17 protein-coding genes and 1 tRNA gene are annotated in these 20,783 nt (G+C 42.9%); 6 read left to right on the top strand and 12 right to left on the bottom strand.

Annotation, left to right across the window (positions count from 1 at the left end; all coding sequences use genetic code 11):
- Positions 1-140: 140 nt before the first annotated feature.
- Positions 141-1,097, top strand: a complete 957-nt coding sequence (locus tag AC0J5Y_RS02560; protein WP_475131402.1) for a DUF1853 family protein — start codon at positions 141-143, stop codon at positions 1,095-1,097.
- 25 nt (positions 1,098-1,122) lie between these two features.
- On the opposite strand, the gene AC0J5Y_RS02555 is transcribed toward AC0J5Y_RS02560, so the two are convergent.
- The 7 genes from AC0J5Y_RS02555 to AC0J5Y_RS02525 all read right to left on the bottom strand — a co-directional run bounded on the left by AC0J5Y_RS02555 (position 1,123) and on the right by AC0J5Y_RS02525 (position 9,275).
- Positions 1,123-1,653 carry a DUF2726 domain-containing protein gene (locus tag AC0J5Y_RS02555; protein WP_475131401.1) on the bottom strand — a complete coding sequence of 177 codons (531 nt, stop codon included), beginning with the start codon at positions 1,651-1,653 and terminating at the stop codon, positions 1,123-1,125.
- A gap of 301 nt (positions 1,654-1,954) precedes the next feature.
- The gene (locus tag AC0J5Y_RS02550; RefSeq protein WP_475131400.1) at positions 1,955-3,133 is read right to left on the bottom strand and encodes an SPOR domain-containing protein; all 1,179 of its coding nucleotides are present in this window, start codon (positions 3,131-3,133) and stop codon (positions 1,955-1,957) included.
- A gap of 229 nt (positions 3,134-3,362) precedes the next feature.
- Positions 3,363-4,730, bottom strand: a complete 1,368-nt coding sequence (locus AC0J5Y_RS02545; protein WP_475131399.1) for a bifunctional folylpolyglutamate synthase/dihydrofolate synthase — start codon at positions 4,728-4,730, stop codon at positions 3,363-3,365.
- 320 nt (positions 4,731-5,050) lie between these two features.
- A complete protein-coding gene (gene accD / locus AC0J5Y_RS02540; RefSeq protein ID WP_475131398.1) occupies positions 5,051-6,013 on the bottom strand; it encodes an acetyl-CoA carboxylase, carboxyltransferase subunit beta in 963 nt (320 codons plus the stop codon).
- A gap of 262 nt (positions 6,014-6,275) precedes the next feature.
- Positions 6,276-7,094, bottom strand: coding sequence for a tryptophan synthase subunit alpha (gene trpA / locus AC0J5Y_RS02535; protein WP_475131397.1), 819 nt, complete (start codon positions 7,092-7,094; stop codon positions 6,276-6,278).
- 114 nt (positions 7,095-7,208) lie between these two features.
- Positions 7,209-8,411: a tryptophan synthase subunit beta gene (trpB, locus tag AC0J5Y_RS02530; protein ID WP_475132060.1), complete on the bottom strand. Its 1,203-nt coding sequence runs from the start codon at positions 8,409-8,411 to the stop codon at positions 7,209-7,211.
- A 180-nt stretch (positions 8,412-8,591) separates the two neighbouring features.
- Positions 8,592-9,275 (bottom strand): phosphoribosylanthranilate isomerase, encoded by a 684-nt coding sequence (locus AC0J5Y_RS02525; protein WP_475131396.1) that lies wholly within the window; start codon positions 9,273-9,275, stop codon positions 8,592-8,594.
- Between the two features lie 137 nt (positions 9,276-9,412).
- Here AC0J5Y_RS02525 and AC0J5Y_RS02520 point away from each other — a divergent pair, with 137 nt between their 5' ends.
- A complete protein-coding gene (locus AC0J5Y_RS02520; RefSeq protein WP_475131395.1) occupies positions 9,413-11,038 on the top strand; it encodes a cryptochrome/photolyase family protein in 1,626 nt (541 codons plus the stop codon).
- Positions 11,039-11,209: 171 nt separating this feature from the next.
- Here AC0J5Y_RS02520 and AC0J5Y_RS02515 read toward each other — a convergent pair whose 3' ends face one another.
- Positions 11,210-11,983, bottom strand: coding sequence for a DUF4230 domain-containing protein (locus AC0J5Y_RS02515; RefSeq protein ID WP_475131394.1), 774 nt, complete (start codon positions 11,981-11,983; stop codon positions 11,210-11,212).
- A gap of 577 nt (positions 11,984-12,560) precedes the next feature.
- Between AC0J5Y_RS02515 and AC0J5Y_RS02510 the strand changes: the two genes are divergently transcribed.
- Positions 12,561-14,279 carry a proline--tRNA ligase gene (locus AC0J5Y_RS02510; RefSeq protein WP_475131393.1) on the top strand — a complete coding sequence of 573 codons (1,719 nt, stop codon included), beginning with the start codon at positions 12,561-12,563 and terminating at the stop codon, positions 14,277-14,279.
- A 113-nt stretch (positions 14,280-14,392) separates the two neighbouring features.
- Here the strand turns inward: AC0J5Y_RS02510 and queF are convergent, their stop codons facing one another.
- The 4 genes from queF to AC0J5Y_RS02490 form a co-directional block, all read right to left on the bottom strand.
- The gene (gene queF, locus AC0J5Y_RS02505; RefSeq protein ID WP_475131392.1) at positions 14,393-15,250 is read right to left on the bottom strand and encodes an NADPH-dependent 7-cyano-7-deazaguanine reductase QueF; all 858 of its coding nucleotides are present in this window, start codon (positions 15,248-15,250) and stop codon (positions 14,393-14,395) included.
- Positions 15,251-15,365: 115 nt separating this feature from the next.
- On the bottom strand, positions 15,366-16,139 hold the full coding sequence (locus AC0J5Y_RS02500; protein ID WP_475131391.1) for an ABC transporter permease: 774 nt from the start codon (positions 16,137-16,139) through the stop codon (positions 15,366-15,368).
- Positions 16,140-16,318: 179 nt separating this feature from the next.
- Positions 16,319-17,266, bottom strand: coding sequence for an ABC transporter ATP-binding protein (locus tag AC0J5Y_RS02495; protein ID WP_475131390.1), 948 nt, complete (start codon positions 17,264-17,266; stop codon positions 16,319-16,321).
- 244 nt (positions 17,267-17,510) lie between these two features.
- Positions 17,511-18,188 carry a c-type cytochrome gene (locus AC0J5Y_RS02490; RefSeq protein ID WP_475131389.1) on the bottom strand — a complete coding sequence of 226 codons (678 nt, stop codon included), beginning with the start codon at positions 18,186-18,188 and terminating at the stop codon, positions 17,511-17,513.
- Positions 18,189-18,486: 298 nt separating this feature from the next.
- Between AC0J5Y_RS02490 and AC0J5Y_RS02485 the strand changes: the two genes are divergently transcribed.
- The 3 genes from AC0J5Y_RS02485 (at position 18,487) to AC0J5Y_RS02475 (ending at position 20,776) form a co-directional block, all read left to right on the top strand.
- Positions 18,487-18,563, top strand: a tRNA-Arg gene (locus AC0J5Y_RS02485).
- Between the two features lie 171 nt (positions 18,564-18,734).
- The gene (locus tag AC0J5Y_RS02480; RefSeq protein WP_475131388.1) at positions 18,735-20,198 is read left to right on the top strand and encodes a tyrosine-type recombinase/integrase; all 1,464 of its coding nucleotides are present in this window, start codon (positions 18,735-18,737) and stop codon (positions 20,196-20,198) included.
- Positions 20,199-20,386: 188 nt separating this feature from the next.
- Positions 20,387-20,776, top strand: coding sequence for a hypothetical protein (locus AC0J5Y_RS02475; protein WP_475131387.1), 390 nt, complete (start codon positions 20,387-20,389; stop codon positions 20,774-20,776).
- The last annotated feature ends 7 nt before the right edge of the window (positions 20,777-20,783 follow it).

The raw sequence follows: 20,783 nt of genomic DNA, 5'->3' as shown, positions 1-20,783 counted from the left end.
AAGAAAAGCCAATCATTGTTTTCAATGGTTGGCTTTTTTTTGTGCCCGTTATTTTTACATGATCTGAATCAACATAGCCTATAGACTTTCAGCACATGAGACGCTAGGGTAGATACTTTACACTTGCTCTAGTTTTACTTATGTCTGGAATTAATGTTCTTCCCATCTCTTCAACTGCTTCAGACAATATGCCTTGGGAAGTATACAGACGGCCTTTTGTCCGTGATTTGGCGTATGTGCTTGCCTGCCCTAACGTCTTGACACAATGGCTGGACTTTGCATCGCATCAGAATACACATATCGTATCGGTACATAGCGCACGCTTTTGGCAAATGCAGTTTGCGGCCTATCAACCGCGTTTAAACGAGCTTAATAGCACCAATGCTTATCAGGCGCTGACTCGCTATTTACTCAAACGCCCTAGTCCCAATCGATTAGGTTTTCACTTTGAAGGATTACTGTCATTTTGGTTAGAGGATGGCTTCGCACGCAAGCTACATCCGTATGAGACCCTCGCTAATAATGTGCAACTATTTAACGGGAAGCAGACGACTGGTGAGCTGGATTTAATCTTATATAATCATGCAGAAAATCTGGTCGAGCATTGGGAGCTTGCGATTAAGTTCTTTATGGGATCAGCACCTTTTGAGCCGGAGAATTGGGTGGGTATTAACTCCAATGATAATCTACAACGCAAAATGACACATATGCAAACCAAGCAGTTTCGCACCGTATGGGTAGATACCGAAAATCATGGGCAAGTCAAAATTGACAAGCGCTATGGCGTGATAAAAGGACGGTTCTTTTTACCAATGAACATCACTAATTTCGTCTATCCATCTTGGCTAGTACCAAACTTTCCCATGCACGAATGGTGCGATAAGCACGACACAAACACTCTCGCGACGCTTAACATCAATGCTTTGCGCGCTGCTCATTATATTGAATGGTTTAGCAAACGCGACTTTTATGATGGTCGTCAGTCGCCACTGAACAATTCTAAAAACGATGTACTAAAAACAGGTTTATATTTTGCAGGCGATAAACCTATCGTTATCTATCCTAAGCAGACCGAACAAGTAGAAAATAAACCTTAAGCTTTTATCATCATCTTAATAGCTTTTAATAACTCTCAATCACTTGCATCAGCTCATATCTCAGCATGTCGGCACTCGGCATGCGCTCCGCATGAAAACGCACGATAGCAATGCCTGCACTGGCAAGTGCTTTGTCTTTTTTGTCATCTGCTTTTTGCCGTGCTTTACTGCTATGTGTCCAATCATCAAGCTCAATGGCAACCAAGGTAGTCTGCGCATCAATATCAACAATCACATAATCAACACTTTGGCGGCAGATACGATTGAACCAAAAACTGCGCTCAGACGTCTCATTACTGTTCGCTTCAATAATCCGTGACAGCTGTACTTGCACAAAAATATGATATTCCGGTAATGCATTTTTTAACTTATTAAAAAATATTACTTCAGTATGGGTCATGATAGGCATCGGCGCAAACGGCCAAATAGCCAACTCATCACCGCGTACAGGCGGCGGATCTGGTTCAACAGCTTGTTTACTAGAAAATAATTTTGGTAAGGTAATCAGCCCCAAAAAGCCAACTGCCAATATTAAAAATATAGCGCCAAATGACATGTTTTTACCTTATGCAATATCTAAGCAGTTAGATAGCTTGCCTATATGCCAGCCTAGCTAACATAACAATCTATCTTTAACTGCAGCAGGTCGACCCTTATGGGCTAACAAGCTATATATATAGAAAAAAATGGTGTTCATGGTAGCTAAGTATGAGCAAATGGACAAACACTAAAACGAAAAACACGACAATAGATGTCGTGTTTTAATCATAAATGCATCAAAGGATAATAAATGAAAGCACTCTCATTAAGATTCTAGCTGCTACTACATTATCATGCGTTTAGCAGATTAACAAAATCTAGCGCCAATATAATACCCAAGCGCTGGTGGTATTCACTTTAGGGTCACTATTAATTTTATCTTTTAACGCTAAAGCCGCCACTTTACCACGCTCAGGACCGACAATAACCCGTACACCGCGACTCGTCGGGCTGGTCTTAACTTGGTAGCCTGCGGATTTAAATTTCTTTGCTAGTTCGTCAGCTTTGGCTTGATCGTTTGCCAATGCTACTTGCACCCCAAAGCTGCCTTTGGCGTCAGTTTCTTTGACTTCTTTACGGGCTTCGCTGAGTTTTTGCTGAGCATCACGTTTAGCGTCTGCTGATTTTTTCGCTAAAGCTTCTTCTCTTTGACGCTTTTCTTCACGTACCTGTTCAGCCGCCGTCGCTTCTCGCTCTAAACGCTCTACCTGCTTACGCGATGGGATTGTAATGGTTTGACCAAGATTTAGCGATGTTGATGGTGAGAGATTATTGGCATGAGCTAAGACTTCTACCGGCATATCGTACTGGCGTGCCAGTTTGATCAGCCCATCTCCTCTTTTGACTTGATATTCAGAGGGCGACTTAGGTGGGGCCTTTTTTGCGGCTTCATCCGCCTCGCGCTTTTTTTCCGCAGCTACTTGCGCGTCAGCCTGCTTTTTAGCGTCTGCTTCTTTTTTGCTATCCGCTAATTTCTTAGCAGCAGCTTGTCTTTCAGCTGCCTGCTGCTCCGCTAGTGCTTTCTTCTTTGCTTCAGCACCATCAGCGGAATTAGTGGACGCCTCTGTACTAGAAGGCGCTGATATAGGTGTTGCAAGTGTGTTCTTCGTCGCCTCTTCATTAGTACTGTTAGTATCAACGTTATCTTCGATACTTGGTGTGGTGCTCGCCAGATATTGCTGACTTTCAGCACGTGCTTTTGCCAATGCTTGCGCCTCTGCCGCTTCTTGTTCAGTTAAGAATTGTTTAGCACGTTTTTCTTGTTCTGCAACGCGAGCGGCACGCTCTTTTTGTTTTTGGGCCAAGATACGTTTTTCTGTTTCGATATCTGTTGTCAGTGGTTGTACAGACGTAGGCTCATCACTTGGTTGATCGATCATTGCCGATGCTGGCTGTGATTTGTTGGTATCACCAATTTGTTGTACCATGGCGTATAGCATCACGCTACCACCGATAATCATCCCAATGCCCAATAAGGCTTGTCTCGAAAAATTCATCCGTTTACGTCTCTTAGTTGGTAATAAGGTTGATTGGGCGGCGCGGTTATTGTTTTAAAGATTATTATAGATAGCTTAAATCAGCAAGCCATTAGCGCCAGTTGCTTCCATCCGTTTTAATACTAATGCACAGGTTTTAATCACTTTGATTATAAAGCATATTTTCCATGCTGTCTGCCACCACGCTATTACTAAGACTAACATCAAACAGTCAATGTTTTAGCGTAAATTATCGCGTTTCAAGTGTAGACAATGCCGCTCCAATCGTATGAAAAGAGCCACAGACTACGATTAAATCTTGTGGCTGACTGGCATTTATAATCGCATGAGTGGCTTCTTGCAAACGCGCAAACTCATGTATCTGAAAATCATCGACATAGCTCGCTAAGATACCTTGCAAATGCTCCGTGGTGGCAGCACGTGGATGATCAATTTCAGCAATGAACCAATCACTGATTGGCAAGCCTGCTGTCATCAAACGCTGCACCACTTTATTAATATCTTTATCACCTAGCATAGAAAACAACATTTTAATGGTAGCAGGTTCACCTGAAGTTTGATTAATTTGTTCAGATGTACGTTGCTGTGTTAAATGCTGCTGCCAAAGCGGATCTAACTGTGCCAATAAAAACTCAACGCCTTGATCATTATGCGCCACATCAAACAGCCAATGACGATCATGAACTTTACGATAATCGAAGCGACCAGCAAGCTTAACTGTTTTTAGCGCTTGTTTTATAGCATTGATATCGACGTCTAAGGGACTTGCAAGTACTGCTGACAGAGCATTGGCAGTATTGGTCAATGACAGTGCGGGTCGAGGCAATTGTAGAGTGACAGCGGCATTACTATATTGCCACGTAGTCGAATCATTTTCACAATAGCTGAAGTCTCTACTGACTTGATAACAAGTCGCCTGATGCTTATTTATCGCTCGCTGTACGCTATTTGGCATCTCTGTAGCACCGTAAATGACGCTAATCCCATCACGTAAAATACCTGCTTTTTCCGCACCAATGGCTTCCACATTATCACCCAACCAATCGACATGATCGATGGCAATATTGGTAATCACCGCCATATCAGGGTCGATGATATTGACCACATCTAGGCGACCACCCAGTCCTACTTCTAACACCCAAACATCGCAATCCGCTTCCGCGAATATCAACAATGCTGCCAGTGTTGTCATCTCAAAAAATGACAATGTCAAATCACATTGCAACCGTGCTGCTTCTACCTTGCTAAAGGCAGCAATCAGAGTTTCATCGCTGACCATCTCACCATCGATCCGTACCCGCTCGTTAAAGACGCTCAAGTGTGGCGATTGATATAATGCAGTTTTATATCCTGCGTCTTGGCACATCTGCGCGATGACCGCAGTCGTCGAGCCTTTGCCATTAGTACCTGCAACCGTAAATACATAGGCATCGTCTTTGGCTAATTGTACGACTCCCAATGCCTCAGCAACTGGTAGTACTCGTGACAGCCCCATATCTATCGCTGAGACATGAATTTGCTGCATATAATCGAGCCATTCGGTTAAGCTAGAGTGCTCAGGGGGCGTATTAGGGGTAGAAAGTAGAGAGTCAGACATGAGCAGAACCTATATAGAATTTTTCGAATAAAAAATAGAGGATCAGAAATTATTCATTAAGAAAATAAAGACAGTATATAACTACCTGACCAAAAAGCAAAAATAGCATTTACCGTTATTAACGATAAATGCTATTCGTAATTTTTACTTAGTCTATCCAATTTAAAAAACACGATGCTACTGACAGGGCTACTGGGATAAATTTTACAAAGCCTCTGGGGTAAAAAGCGCACAGCAAGCGCGGAAAATTTATCCCAGCAGAACGCTATTGCTAATGTTCTTATTCATCAATCAGTTAAGCGCACTAAAGTGCTAAAGTACTAAGCATCAACATTAGGCAGATGACTTAATTTTGCCAGCAAACGGTAAATGGTATCAATCATTTGATGACGGTGCACCACTTCATCGACCACACCATGCTCTAATAAAAACTCGGCACGCTGGAACGGTTCTTCTAGCGTCTCACGAACCGTTTGCTCAATCACACGCTTGCCTGCAAAGCCAATCATAGCTTTTGGTTCTGCCAAATGAATATCACCTAGCATAGCAAGTGATGCCGTCACCCCGCCATAAACAGGATTGGTCAATACCACGATATACGGCACACCAGCTAATCGCAGACGCTCGATTGCTGCCGCTGTTCGAGCCATCTGCATCAGAGACAACAACCCTTCTTGCATACGCGCTCCGCCAGAGGCGGCAAAGCAGACCAAAGGCACTTTATCCTCAAGGGCCTTTTCAGCAGCTTGCACAAAACGGTCACCAACGACAGAACCCATCGAGCCGCCCATAAAGCGAAAATCAAAGGCACAAGTCACCACATCAAGATTGCGCAGCTTACCATACAACACTATCAAGGCTTCAGACTCGCCTGTTTTGTCTTGTGCTTCCGCCATACGATTTGGATATGGCTTACTGTCTACAAACTTTAGCGGATCTTTGGCGGTAAACTCTTGCCCAAGCTCACCTTCTACCTGATCGAGTAGCCAATTTAAGCGCTCACGAGCACTCATCGGTAGATGATGGTCACAATGCGGGCACACATAACAGTTAAAAATCAGCGCTGTATTGGTGATTATAGAGTGACAGTTGCTACATTTTGTAGAAGGTTCTGTCTCTACAGCGGTCAATTGCGCTGTTAATTGCTGCTTAATGCCTGGTATCGGGCGATTAAACCACGATTGCCCAGCAGTGTTACCGTTTGGCTCAACGTTGCTTTTTTCAGTATGGCTTGGAGTCGTCATATCAGGTTTCATTATCGTATCAGTCATATTATTCGCCATTATCAAAGGCTTATCGACAAACTGGCTTATTCGCTTGTCCCTAAGAGTCCATTTTTAAGAATCAGCTCATGCGTCACATCGCCTTATAACCTGAGCAGTTATAAAACATGCTTACCTGAACCTGTAACAATTTATATGTGATGTTAGTTTACACACGTAAACTAACTTTAGCAAAGTCATTTAACCCTGTCTTTATAAACATTGTTATAAATACTCTCATAAATACTGTGACGATAACTTGTCCAACTGTTTGAGCGAGCGCTTATAAACTATCGAGTGCACCACGTAACTCGTCCATTTTTGCCATAATTTTCTGCTGAGCGGCCGCGACCGCAGTGATATCATTGGCATCAATATCAGCAAAATTCTGTACTAATGCACTACCAACGATAATACCATCGGCATGAGCACCGATGGCTTTGGCAGAAGTTGCATCACGAATACCAAAGCCCACACATACTGGCAAATCTGTCTCTGCTTTAATGGCTTGTACTTGCTTTGCAACATCGTCAGTATCTAGCGTTGCTGAGCCTGTCACACCTTTGAGTGACACATAGTAGATATAACCACCACAATGGGTCAATACTTGCTGACGACGTTCAGCCAGCGTAGTTGGTGATAATAAGAAAATCTCATTCATCGCGTGCTCAGCCAAATGCTGAGTAAAACTCCCCGCCTCGCTTGGCGGCAAATCAACCATCAAGATACCATCGACGCCTGACTGCTCGCATAGCGCAACAAAGTTATCATAACCGATAATCTCTACTGGATTGAGGTAACCCATCAGGATAATTGGCGTCTGCGTGTCTTGCAGACGGAACTCTTTGACCATCTTTAACGCATCACGAGTGCTCGTACCCGCTGCTAAGGCTCGCTCGCCTGCTAACGCAACAGTTGGACCGTCCGCCATGGGATCAGAAAACGGCAAGCCGACTTCGATCATATCTGCGCCGTGTTTGACTAAGTCATGTAACAAGTCAACAAAGTTACTAGGGTTAGGATCGCCTGCCATCACATAAGGAATGAGTGCTTTTTTATTTTGTGCTTTTAGGGTTTCAAAGGTAGTTTCAATGCGGGTCATAGTGGTCTCTTAATTATTATAAACTGGCTCATTTGACCCTTTATTTAATAATAACGGGTCAAATCAGTAATTTTTCTTCCAAGGGATAATCCAGTTGCTACTAAAAAGTAGCTATTACAACTCAATCCCTTCTGCCTTCATGACAGAATGCAAATCTTTATCACCGCGACCTGACATATTGACGATGATGGTTTGATCTGGCGTCATAGTCTTAGCAAGTTTTAATGCATAAGCAACCGCATGAGCAGACTCGAGCGCAGGGATAATACCTTCCTTACGCGTGACTTCATGGAAGCCTTCTAACGACTCTTTATCGGTACAACCAACATATTCAACGCGATGCATATCTTTTAAAAAGCTATGCTCAGGACCAACACCGGGGTAATCAAGACCTGCTGAGATAGAATGGGTTTCTTGGATTTGACCTTCATCATCAGCCATGAGATACGTACGGTTACCATGCAATACGCCAATACGACCAGCAGCCAGTGGCGCAGAATGACGACCGGTTTCAATACCGTCACCGGTGGCTTCAACGCCATACATTTTCACTTCTGTATCATTTAAGAAGTCAAAGAACAGACCAATCGCATTTGAGCCGCCACCGACACAAGCGACCAGCGCATCAGGCAATTTGCCGGTTTTTTGCAGATGCTGGATACGCGCTTCTTTACCGATAATCGCTTGGAAATCACGTACTAATAGCGGATAAGGATGCGGACCTGCAACCGTACCGATGATGTAATAGGTGGTGTCGACATTGGTGACCCAGTCGCGCATGGCTTCATTCATCGCGTCTTTGAGGGTGCGTGAGCCAGAAGTCACTGGCACCACCGTCGCACCCAGTAGGCGCATACGATAAACGTTCATCTTTTGACGCTCAACATCATCCGCGCCCATGTAAACGATACACTCAAGCCCTAAACGCGCGGCAATCGTGGCTGTCGCTACGCCATGCTGACCTGCGCCGGTTTCAGCAATGATACGTTTTTTACCACACATCTTGGCAAGCAGTGCTTGTCCAATGGTGTTATTCACCTTGTGCGCGCCAGTATGGTTTAAATCTTCACGTTTGAAGTAAATTTGCGCGCCACCGATCTCATCACTTAGGCGCTTGGCATGATAAAGAGGCGTGGGGCGTCCAACATAGTTGACCAAATCATTGTGATATTCTTCCCAAAATGCAGGGTCTTTTTTGACTGTGTTATATAACGTTTCTAGCTCTTCTAACGCTGCCATCAAGGTTTCAGAGACAAAGCGTCCGCCGTGGACGCCAAAATGTCCTCGCGCATCAGGATACTGGTTAAAATCTTGCACGCTTTCTGGATTGGTAAAGCTATTAATAGCGTGTGCGGTGGCAGATACATCTTTGTTAGCGACATGACTCATGGTAATTCCTACTGTAATAAGTGGTATTTTTTAGGATAGCTGTTTTTTGGAATAACTATAGGGAAAACTGTTTACATAGTTTGCTTTGGCAATTTGACAGCAGTAAAGCTAACTATTTATATTCGAAGGTTCGCTAAGCGTCTCGTTTTGCCATCGGTCGCGTTTGACTGATTTCATAAAGGCATACATTTTGCCAACGTCTTTTTTGCCTTTATCAGACTCAATCCCACCGCTGACATCGACTGCATAAATAGGCAAATCTAAAGTGGCAGCGACATTATTGGCATCAAGTCCACCGGCTAGGATAATCGGCAGTGAGCTGTCATTCGGTATCAGACTCCAGTCAAAGCGTGCGCCTGTACCGCCATACTTATGCTGATGGTAGGCATCTAGTAAAATGCTGCTCGCGCCTGCTGCGGCAAAACTATCGATTTGCATCTTCACACTCTCAAGCGCATCTTGTTCAGTATTGACACGCAATGCTTTAATCCAACGTTTATTGACGAGATTTGCTAGCTGACGGCACTGCTCAGGCGTTTCATCGCCGTGAAATTGAATAATATCAAAAGAGACATTATTTGCCAGTTCAATAAGCTCATCTTCAGGCATATTGACAACCAAAGCCACCACACTGATAAAAGCCGGTACTGCAGCACTCAATATTTGTGCCTGCTCGATTGTAACCGCACGAGGACTTGGCGGATAAAATACCAAGCCAATTGCGTCTGCATTGAACTTAACAGCAGCTTTAATATCATCAAGTTGAGTAAATCCACAAAACTTAACGTGCATGAGGTGACCTTGCGAAAGACTGAATATGATGATTTGTTAATAAAGGAGCAAATCAATTGCATCCAAAAACTTATCCTAGCATACTTTTATTCATAGTTTTGTTTATGATTGCGATTGATTAATATAGGAATAGAGGAATGTCTAAAAAGGCGGTAGCGATAAAAAATAATTCATACAACAATGTCGAGGATAGTCATCAGTTGCATTATCTCATGTGGTTTCGCCGTGATCTACGCGTTCATGACAATACTGCTTTGGCTGCCATTTGTGAGCGTGCAAACAAAGACAATGCTCAGCTCAGCGCGGTGTTTTTTCTTACCCCTAAGCAGTGGCAGACACATGATATGTCGCTTACACAGCTTGATCATATCGCGCGAACACTCCCTATCCTCGCACAAAAACTGCATCAGTTGAACATCATTTTAACCGTGCAAATCTGCCCTAGTTTTACTGATTGTATGACGGTATTGAGCACATTATGTGAGTCAAATAATATCAGCTGCGTCATGGCAAATCATGAGTACGAAGGTAATGAGGTTGCGCGTGATGAGCAATTAACCAAAAAGCTCCTCGAGACTGATATTGAGTTTATCCGCTGGCATGACCAATGTATCTTACCACCGAAAAGTATCACTACCAATGACGATAGCATGTATCAAGTGTTTACCCCATTTTATAAAAAATGGCGGCATACCTTAGAGGTTAGTGGCATGCAAATGCATACAGCACTTGCTGTCAGAGGTAATGAACAAGTTAATTTAACATTATCAGAAATAAGTGCCAATACTACTCAAGATATAGAAGCATTGTGTAAAAAAACTGTCCACGACTATCAAGAATATCTACAAACTCATGAATCCTATCAAAATATAGATACGGACAAGCAAATTAGCCAGGCTCGCCTTGACTATCCTGCTGGCGAAGTTGCTGCTTGTCATCGATTAGACCAATTTATCGTAAATGATATCAATAACTATGATGTAAGCCGCGATGTGCCAAGCTTACACGCGACCAGTCAGCTATCCGCTTACCTTACTATTGGAACAATCAGTCCTAGGCTGTGCTACTTACAAGCTACTCAGGCACTAGGGGAATTACATGGAACTGATGGTGACAACTTTGACAGCGGTGACAATAACGACATCAACCGCTGGATAAGTGAGCTGGCTTGGCGAGATTTTTATCGCCATGTTTTAGACTATAAGCCTGAGCTTATCCGCCATCAGGCTTATAAATATGAGACTGATAAGAAAATCAACTGGTCATATAATGAAGATGCTTTTGCAGCATGGCGTGAGGGCAAAACGGGTGTGCCATTAGTCGATGCAGCGATGCGCTGCTTAAATACCACAGGCTTTATGCACAATCGCTTGCGCATGGTTACCGCGATGTTTTTGACCAAAGATTTATTGATTGATTGGCGCTGGGGTGAACGTTACTTTATGCAGCAGCTGATAGACGGTGACTTCGCGTCCAATAATGGCGGCTGGCAGTGGAGCGCATCAACAGGTACAGATTCTGCGCCCTATTTTCGTATTATGAATCCTTTTAGCCAAGCTAAAAGCCATGACCCTGATGGGATATTTATTAAGACTTGGATACATGAGTTAAAATCGATTCCTACCAGCATTTTGCATAGCGAAGACAAAATGCGCAAGGCACTGAGTAAAAACGGCACCTTTGCAGACATTGATTATCTTGTGCCAATCGTTGAGCATAAACTGGCACGACAATTAGCGATTGCTGAATTTAAAAAAGGGTAATATCTATAGTTAAAATATCTCAAAAACGCTACAGTGCTGCTGGTATAAATTTTTTGCAGCCTCTGGCAGCAACGGCACAGCAAGCAAGAAAAATTAATATCAGCAGTACTTGATGTATCGATATTACTTTTCGCCGACTATACAGCCATCATCGGCTGACAATTGGTTTGATTATTTGTTAACCGTAGCAGTTACCGATGCTGAAGCGACTGAAGGCAACTGACATGAACCAGCGCCTTGCGTGGTGACCGTCACTACGGCGCCAGTTAATGCAAATAACTGCTGTAACTGAGTTTGCGCGTTATCTAGTGCCATTGTCATGACATCACCACGGCAAGCACGTTCAAGCACCTCAGCTTTTGCCATGCTTTGTGCTTGTTTTAGGATTTTTGGATCGACTTGCATCATCCCAAAAGCACCGGTTTGCCAATCATAAATCTCGATATCATCTAGATAGACTGAAAATATCTCTGATGGCGGCAGCGTAATATTAATTTTTGGCATAATAGAAACGGGAGCATTAATATCAGCGTTTTCAGCATCATTTACTTCCGACTCGGTAGGCTGTATTACTTGTACCATCTCAGGTGTCAATGCGCTCAAGTCAATGCCTGCCTCTACGCGACCACGAGCAATAAATAGCGCCTTTTGCTCATCTTGCCATAGCTTCATCCAACTGCCTGAACGCTGACTAGTAATCACCGTATCAACGCTGAACGCTACCGTCTCCAAACGATTTAACTTCTGAATTTGTGTCACCACACCCTCGCGAGTGATGGTTTCTATGGGCTCTTTTTTGGTAATATTCTGCACAGTATAGATAGCGAAAACGATGGCTGCGAGACCAGCAACCAATACGATCCACGACATCATGGCGATAGATTTTCTCGCTTTTGAATGAGTCGTACTATTATTGATTGAAGGTCGATTATCAGGACTGTTCATATAAGCACCTTTAGAGTTTTATCGATTATTTTTATAATGATATAGGAAATGACGTTTTAAATGATAAATGCTATTTTTAAGCAGTAACTTCAAGTAATGACTACTAATACTCTACATAATTAGCAATAATGCCCTTTCCAAAAAACCACTTATTCATTTGCTATAAATACATTTAGAACTGGTAGATAATCGAGTTGTAATCGTGTAATTTCATCCTTTAAGCAACCTTCGCTCTGAAAAAACAAAAAGTCATTGCGTCTTAGGCGAACTTTACCTAACATAGTCAGATTGTATGCTTAAAATATCGGTATACAGATATTTTTCGAGCTTTATGCTAAAGACAGCACTCGATGAAGTCTGATATTTTATACAAAATAATATGTTATATCCTTTTTTAAATGCTGTTTACGAACGCACTGCTTACTAGCGTACTGTCTGTTGTAGTACTTTCTAGCTAGGGCATGTCCTACACTATTACCAAGTAATAACAGGTAATCTTGCGTCGGCTATCAAACCACACGCTCAATATCCTACTATTTCTTATTTATTTTATCGTTGATAAGGTTCCGCTTTATTTATGAAAGCCAGTCAATTTTTATTTGCCACGCTAAAAGAAACACCTAGTGATGCAGATATCGCTTCAAGCCAATTAATGGTTAGAGCCGGTCTGATTCGCAAAATCGCTTCTGGATTATATATCTGGTTGCCAATGGGTTTGCGCGTATTGCAAAAAGTCGAGCGTATCGTTCGCGAAGAGATGCAAAATATCGGCGCTCAGGAAGTGCTGATGCCGATGACTCAGCCTGCTGAGCTTTGGCAGCTGACCGGGCGTTTTAATGACTATGGTCCTGAGCTATTACGTTTTAAAGACCGTCATGACCGCGATTTTGTATTGGGACCGACTCACGAAGAAGTCATTACCAATCTTGCTCAAGGCGAGCTGCGCAGTTATAAGCAGTTACCGATTACCTTCTTTCAAATTCAAAATAAGTTCCGTGATGAGATTCGTCCACGCTTTGGTGTGATGCGCGCACGCGAATTTACTATGAAAGATGCTTATTCGTTCCATGTTGACCAAGCATCACTGGCAAAGACGTATGATGAGATGTATGACGCTTATACACGCATATTCACGCGCTTAGGTCTTGATTTCCGTGCGGTACAAGCCGACACTGGCTCAATCGGTGGCTTTGCCTCTCACGAGTTTCACGTCTTAGCAGATAGCGGCGAAGATGATATTGCTTTCTCTGATTCGTCTGAATATGCTGCCAACGTCGAGCTTGCAGAAGCCGTGAGTATGGCGGAACGCCAGCCTGCGACAATGGCTCGCGAAAATGTTGATACCGTCAATATGCCAACCTGTGAAGCCGTTGCTGAGCACTTAAACGTTCCGCTTGCTATAACCGTCAAAACATTGATTGTGCAAGGTCATACCCCAGAAGGTGAGCCACAGCTTATCGCTATGGTATTACGCGGTGACCATACGCTAAACACCATAAAAGCCGAAAAAATCGAAGAAGTCAATGTTCCTTTAACCATGGCAACAGAAGAAGAGCTAAAAGCAGCGGGTCTACATAAAGGCTATATCGGCGTTGAGCTTGATATGCCAGTCTTTGTAGATCGTGCAGCAGCAGCGCTGTCTGACTTTGTCTCTGGCGCCAATGAGATCAATAAACACACGACTGGTATGAACTGGGAGCGTGACGCGCATATCACTCGTATTGTTGATATTCGCAATGTCCACGAAGGCGATCCTTCTCCTGATGGTAAAGGTACGCTACAGATCAAACGTGGTATCGAAGTCGGTCATATCTTTCAGTTGGGTGATAAATACTCACAAGCGATGAACTGTACCGTTTCAGGCGAAAATGGTAAGCCAGTGACGCTTATGATGGGTTGTTACGGTATTGGTGTCAGCCGTATTATCGCTGCTGCTATTGAGCAAAACAACGATGAAAACGGCATTATGTGGCCATCAACACCAGAGGTTAGTGATTCTTTAGCACCTTTTGAAGTCGCTATCGTGCCAATGAAATCAAAAGAAGAAACGGTCATGGAAACGGCAGTGGCATTATATGAGGAGCTAAAAGCCCTTGGTATCAATGTATTGCTTGATGACCGTAATGAACGCCCAGGCGTGAAGTTTGCTGACCTTGAGCTGATTGGGATTCCGCATCGTATCGTGGTATCTGATCGCAACTTGGCAGAAGACAAGTACGAATACGTCAATCGCCGTGATAGTGAGAAGCAACTACTTAGCCGTGATGAACTATTGGCCAAAGTCAGCGGTAAATAATATAAAGATAAAATCAGCACCATAAAAAAGCGCCTATCTCATTAAATGAGTTAGGCGCTTTTTTATGCTGAGAAATTCATTTAAAACCGCTTACCACATTTGTATTACTGATATTACTGACGAATCAAACGGCTAGGTACAGGCAATAATGCAATATCGCTCACCCGACAAGGATTGATATCAATACCACCGCGGCGCGTATACCAAGCTCGAACCATCAGCTCACTTGGCTCATAGTATTGACTCAAATCAGCAAATATCTGCTCAACACACTGCTCATGAAAGCCATTGTGCTGACGGAAACTTAATATATAACGCAGCATATTGGCTTGATTCACTACTTTGTTACTCGTAATTGACACCGCCAATGTACCCCAATCTGGCTGATTGGTGACCGGACAATTACTACGTAATAGATTAGAATAAAAGCTAAACTTCTTGCCATCTTCTATTTGAGAATCTCTTGAATCACGTTCTAATAACAACGCATCAGGATGCAGCGTTAATGCTACTTTCTCAGTACTGGCCGCTAGTGCATCATCAATACAAATGCCATTAGGCTGAGCGATCAATAGCCCTGAATGCTCATCTTCTAAGTCAAACAATTCAACGTTAACTTCAGCTTGTACGCATTTCGACAAATCTTTGGCAATTAGCGTTTGTACTTCTACCCAACTGCCAAACTCAGTAAAGTTGATACTATTTAGATAAAGTTTCAATGACTTTGATTCGACAATAAATGGCGAAATTGCCGGAATACCAAAGCGTGCTATCGCGACCTGCGATATACCTTGCTCATTTAACCATGACAGCTCAAATGCCTGCCACCAATCGATACCTATCTCTAGCTTATCATCCTGCCAACCAATGACCTCTCGCCCCATACTACGAGCAATCGGATATAACGTCTCTGGACTATACTCAGTTGGATAATCAGTGGTTTGTTCACCCAAGATACCGTGGATACTCATTGGTATTTCCTAATAGTAATGATTAAAATTAAATAGCATTTAACATTTTTGGTTTGATTATTAACCGGTTCAAGTGCTCGAACGGAATGAAAGATTTATATAAACCTTGTTCTTCCTACAAACGTACGCGCGAACCGTCATTCAATAGTCGATAGGCAATGATATAAAATATCGCACAGAAGGCAAAAATAGCGCCCATCGAATACCAGACATTGACATCAGAATAGCCCAAAATCCCATAACGGAATGAGTTGACCATATAGACGATTGGGTTCAATAATGAGATATTTTGCCAAAATGGTGATAAGTTTTCCATCGAGTAAAACACCCCGCCAAGATATGTCAGCGGCGTTAATACAAAACTTGGAATGATGGAGATATCATCAAAAGAGCGGGCAAAAACAGCATTAATAAAGCCGCCCAATGAAAACAGAATAGAAGTGCCAAGGACGGTAAATATCGTCACAAATAAATGCTCAATACCAAGATCAGTAAAGAACAGCGCCACGATCGAGACAATGATACCAATCGCTAATCCGCGAAAGATACCACCGCTGATATAGCCCATCAAAATAGCATGTTTTGATACGGGCGAGACCAAGAGCTCCTCGATACTGGCAGTAAATTTGGCACTAAAAAAGCTTGAGACCACATTAGAATAGCTGTTAGTGATGATTGCCATCATAATCAAACCAGGCACAATAAACTGCATATATGGCACACCGCCCATCTCACCTACACGTGGTCCAATCATTTTACCAAAGATGACAAAATACAGACTCATGGTGATGACTGGCGGCAATAAAGTCTGTGGCCAAATACGTAAAATCCGGCGCACTTCTTTGACCAAAATAGTTCGAAATGCAATCCAGCGTTGTGCAAAGTTCATGCGGTATCTCTCCTAAGCGCCTATGCTTGCTAGAACAAATAGTCTCTAGTGCAAACAGAATTGCCTATCTGATTATTCTATTTAATATACATGTTGAATGAAGACTTCTTAATACGGTCTTGTTATTCATAAAAATTCGTTATAACGCCCAACTATCAAGGTCATCTGATGCCAAAGGGCTACGAGCTTAAAGGCTCATGGAGGCTTTTATCTACCAGACGCATAAACAGCTCTTCTAAACGGTTGGCTTTATTACGCATACTCGCGACCGTAATACCTTGCTCAGACAATTGAGTAAAGACACCATTTAACGACTCACCTTCTGTCAATGTTACCTCAATCGTCAAATCATCTGGCTGCATGACATCCGTCACACCAGCTAATACTATTCGATGTGTTAACGGAGTCGCCACATCAAAGACAAAGGTCTCAACCGATAGCTGCGCAAGCAAGTCTTTCATTTCAGTATTGATACGAATCTCACCGTGATCCAAAATCGCGATACGCTTACACAGCTGTTCAGCTTCTTCAAGATAATGGGTGGTTAGAATAATGGTGGTGTTTTCTTCAATATTAATCTGCTCCATAAACTCCCACATTGAGCGGCGTAGCTCAATATCTACCCCAGCAGTGGGTTCATCTAATATCAATAGACGTGGCTTATGTATGAGCGCCCGTGCAATCATCAACCGACGCTTCATACCACCTGAGAGCTCACGCGATTTGCTGTCACGTTTGTCCCAAAGCCCTAAGGCTTTAAGCAACTTCTCTGCACGTGGTTTTGCTTCTTTTGCTGCAATGCCAAAATAGCCTGCTTGAGTAATGAGAATGTCTTCAACTTTTTCGAACTGATTAAAGTTAAACTCTTGCGGTACTACGCCCAAAAATTGCTTGGCTTTTGAAGGATCAGCCAATAGATCAGTACCAAAGATATGAACACTACCCGCTGTTGGCTTAAAGAGCGAGCTGATGATGCCAATCATCGTTGACTTACCAGCACCATTTGGTCCCAATAACGCAAAGAAGCCCCCTTGCGGAACCGTAAGACTGACATCTTTTAATGCCGAAAACCCGTTGGCATAAGTTTTGGATAAATTCTGAATCGATAGTGCTGGTACTTCAGACATGAATACCTCTTTATGAATGATTAATCTATAAAATATTTTGAGAAATGGGCATACTAATTTTTATAATAGTTGCTGTCGTGTATTAATGTGAGGCTAATAGGAGGCTATTTCAACGTTGCTATGTCATAAGTACGATATTAGTCCTATCAATCATACATAAAAAAGCACCTACCTCACTATGAGATAGGTGCTTTTTATTTATTGGCTTTTAAAATGCGAGATTAAAGCACCTTAGCAATAAAAACTAGCTGGCTTCATCAACCATATAATCAACGGCATTTTGCACTTCTTCATCAGAAATATCTGCACCGCCTTTGGCAGGCATAGCATTGAAACCATTGATAGCATGAGTATATAGGGTATCTTTACCTTTTGCTATACGAGGTCCCCAAGCCCCAGCATCACCCAGAATAGGTGAGCCAAGCAATCCTGCCGTATGACAAGTCTGACATACGGCACCATATACTGCTTTACCATCACGAGGACCATCGCCTGCAGCTGGACCAGCAGAACGAGCCGTCACGTCACAAACTTCATCTTCTTCAAAACATACTTTACCGATAGGCTGAATACGAGCAATCAGATTGGGATATAACGCAATTAGCTTTTGTACTTGAGGCGTATCCTGTGGAATTGGTTCTTCAGCAGCAGCTGGTGCGGCTGCCACAGTTGCCTCGGCTGGTGCATCTGTTGCTATCGCACCTGATTGCGCCGTTGCATCAGCAGGAGCAGCGCCATCCGTTGTATCTGCAGCCGCCTGAGGCTCATCACCTAGCTTTTGAGGGGCATTTTCGACAACTTCTTTGCCTTCTGCGACAGCAGATATAGTAACGGGTGTATCTACAGCACTTTCAGCTTGGCTCACAGCGATACTAGCGATTCCTAGAATGGCAGCTGCCGATAACATAACTACTTTTCTCATTCGTCACGTTCTCTTATTACATATACAAGGGTCAGCAAGACTTAGACATTCTGTCTGTCTTCCTTTGACAACAAACCGTTATCAATAGCAAACAGCCATCCCGCATGTGAGCGCACTTGTAATCGGTGATTATAAATATGGATTCTCCCTAACATTATAAGGGAAAAGACGGGTAGATTGCCATGCCTGTTTGCGGACTAGGCTGTTTTTTCTTAAAAAACATCAATAGCTGGCTTCATTCATTGGCTTTATGAGTTTTATTTGTTAGACTAAGCGGTCTTTATTTTTAGGCACTTTTGCGCTCGTAGCTCAGTTGGATAGAGTATCGGTCTCCGAAGCCGAGGGTCGTGGGTTCGATTCCCGCCGAGCGCACCAATCATCGTATTACCCCCTTCCCTAGCATTACCTAAAACCTCTAAACCCCTTTGTTATCAACATATCAAGTCTTTCAATATTACTTGTCATTACCTAGTAGCACCTATAGAATGTTGTTAAATCTGTTGTTAAATCTGTTGTTAAAATTTATTTAACATCTTTGGGGCTGGCATGAATAAGAGAAAAGACTATTTATTAACTGATAATGGCGTGAAATCTATCGCCAAGCAGTCAGCGCCTGATAAAGTCGCTCGTCATAGCGATGGTAATAGCCTATATCTGATACAACACCCCAATGGTTCATTGTTTTGGCAAATATCATACCGCTATCAATCGGACAAAGATATTCAGCCAAAACAGAAAACTTATCAAATCGGTATCTATAAATCATCAAAGCAAGCCATTGACGCCTCCTTCAAGCCGCAAGTATCGCTAAAACAAGCGCGTATTGAACGTGACAAGGCAAAAGCATTGCTGGCTGAGGGTATTGACCCCACCGCCCATAAGAGCATTGAGAAAAATAACTTTGAGCAAAAAGACTTATTCAAAGCCATTGCCAAAAGCTATACAGATGAAAAGTCTAAGACCACGACCAAGAACGTGCAAAAGCTGCAAGGGTTTTTGGACAATCATATCTTGAAGCACTTAGGCGCATACCCTATTGGTGCTATCACCGCGCAAGACATTATTAAGACAGGGCTTGCCATTCAAGTGACCTTCGAGCAGCAAGGCAAACACACCTCAGAAACCGCGCACAAGTGCATGGGGCTGATTAGCGCCATCTTTGAGTATGCTATTAATACGCTAGGCTATGATATTACTAACCTTGCCATTGGCCGCAACAAGGCACTCAGACCACATAAAGCCGAACGCATGAAAGCGGTAGAGCAGCACCAATTCCCCGACCTACTCCGCAATATCGATCAATATATAAGTAACCACCCAAATGCCCATGAGCAGACCGTAGCAGGTTTACAGCTTATGACGCTGTGCTTTGTGCGTACCAAAGAGCTAAGACACTTTGAATGGTCAGAGATTGATTATCATAAAAGCGTATGGCGTATTCCAGCCGCCAAGATGAAAATGCGCCAAGACCATATTATCCCGCTATCACCGCAAGCCATGGCTATCATTGAGCGTATGCGCCCATTGACTAAGCAGACGGGCTATGTGTTCTATAACTTTGAGTCAAACAAGCCCTATAGTGAGGCATGGTTCAATCAGGCGTTACAGCGTATGGGTTATAAAGGTGATCCTTACCCTAAGATGACAGGTCACGGCTTTAGGCAGCTTGCCAGCACAGGACTGTATGAGCTGCAATTTTCTGAAAGTTTGATTGAGATACAACTAGCCCACCTTGAACAATCAAGCGTGAGAAGGCGCTATGATTTATCAGAGCATTTAGCCGAGCGCCAAATGATGATGCACCGCTGGGCGAACTATCTTGATGACTTACGGGCTGGCAAGGTGATCAGCTTTGACTTACTAACCCCTGATGAACTCGCTAAAGAAATGGATAGCCGTAACGAGCAAGCCACTGATATAGCGCTGCATGATAAAGATATATTGATAAAGAGCTTACGGGCACAAGGCGTATCACAAGAGTTACTGATCAAACTTGCCGAGCAGCTTTAACAACAATATTTAACAACACTACTTTACTTATTATCGTCAGCATTCGGCTGGCAAGCCAAATCTGATAGCGTCAATCGCTGTCATAACCGACTGCAAGGCTAGGATTAATTACCCGAACGACAGCAACCGCACCCTTATGTTGTCAACGCCTTGTTCCTATTTTATTTAAGGGTGTAAGGGTGCTCTAAATGTTAGTTCTTGAGAAAGAGTTTTTAAGTTTGGAAGATGTTAGTCTGTATTTCAACGAAAACGGGTTTAACTTTGATCTAATAGTAGAAAGTGACTATTGGCAGATCAGTGAGATAATCAGTGATCTAGTTAAGGAAAATAAATTAAGAGTAGTCATATATTATGACGGACAGACACGACTCGAACCCCTCAAAAAACTTTCGCGTGAAAAGAATCAAGACGACGAAGTGAAAACGGCCCATATACAGGGATACTTTCAGTCAAAATCTCTAATTAAATCTTTTGGAAATAATGCAGGTATAAGTACAGACTTCTCTTACGAAGCGTTTAAAATATTTGAGTTTCAATCCATATACAAATGTGATCCAACGGCATTCACACACTTCTGACCCCTGC

It is taken from the genome of Psychrobacter sp. TS_SC_6 (assembly GCF_056156305.1).
This window is presented reverse-complemented; position numbering and strand designations above follow the sequence as displayed.

Excerpts from the sequence above, each read along its gene's own strand:
- AC0J5Y_RS02560 (WP_475131402.1), top strand. The coding sequence starts at position 141 with ATGTCTGGAATTAATGTTCTTCCCATCTCTTCAACTGCTTCAGACAAT.
- AC0J5Y_RS02555 (WP_475131401.1), bottom strand. The coding sequence starts at position 1,653 with ATGTCATTTGGCGCTATATTTTTAATATTGGCAGTTGGCTTTTTGGGG.
- AC0J5Y_RS02550 (WP_475131400.1), bottom strand. The coding sequence starts at position 3,133 with ATGAATTTTTCGAGACAAGCCTTATTGGGCATTGGGATGATTATCGGT.
- AC0J5Y_RS02545 (WP_475131399.1), bottom strand. The coding sequence starts at position 4,730 with ATGTCTGACTCTCTACTTTCTACCCCTAATACGCCCCCTGAGCACTCT.
- accD (WP_475131398.1), bottom strand. The coding sequence starts at position 6,013 with ATGGCGAATAATATGACTGATACGATAATGAAACCTGATATGACGACT.
- trpA (WP_475131397.1), bottom strand. The coding sequence starts at position 7,094 with ATGACCCGCATTGAAACTACCTTTGAAACCCTAAAAGCACAAAATAAA.
- AC0J5Y_RS02525 (WP_475131396.1), bottom strand. The coding sequence starts at position 9,275 with ATGCACGTTAAGTTTTGTGGATTTACTCAACTTGATGATATTAAAGCT.
- AC0J5Y_RS02520 (WP_475131395.1), top strand. The coding sequence starts at position 9,413 with ATGTCTAAAAAGGCGGTAGCGATAAAAAATAATTCATACAACAATGTC.
- AC0J5Y_RS02515 (WP_475131394.1), bottom strand. The coding sequence starts at position 11,983 with ATGAACAGTCCTGATAATCGACCTTCAATCAATAATAGTACGACTCAT.
- AC0J5Y_RS02510 (WP_475131393.1), top strand. The coding sequence starts at position 12,561 with ATGAAAGCCAGTCAATTTTTATTTGCCACGCTAAAAGAAACACCTAGT.
- queF (WP_475131392.1), bottom strand. The coding sequence starts at position 15,250 with ATGAGTATCCACGGTATCTTGGGTGAACAAACCACTGATTATCCAACT.
- AC0J5Y_RS02500 (WP_475131391.1), bottom strand. The coding sequence starts at position 16,139 with ATGAACTTTGCACAACGCTGGATTGCATTTCGAACTATTTTGGTCAAA.
- AC0J5Y_RS02495 (WP_475131390.1), bottom strand. The coding sequence starts at position 17,266 with ATGTCTGAAGTACCAGCACTATCGATTCAGAATTTATCCAAAACTTAT.
- AC0J5Y_RS02490 (WP_475131389.1), bottom strand. The coding sequence starts at position 18,188 with ATGAGAAAAGTAGTTATGTTATCGGCAGCTGCCATTCTAGGAATCGCT.
- AC0J5Y_RS02480 (WP_475131388.1), top strand. The coding sequence starts at position 18,735 with ATGAATAAGAGAAAAGACTATTTATTAACTGATAATGGCGTGAAATCT.
- AC0J5Y_RS02475 (WP_475131387.1), top strand. The coding sequence starts at position 20,387 with ATGTTAGTTCTTGAGAAAGAGTTTTTAAGTTTGGAAGATGTTAGTCTG.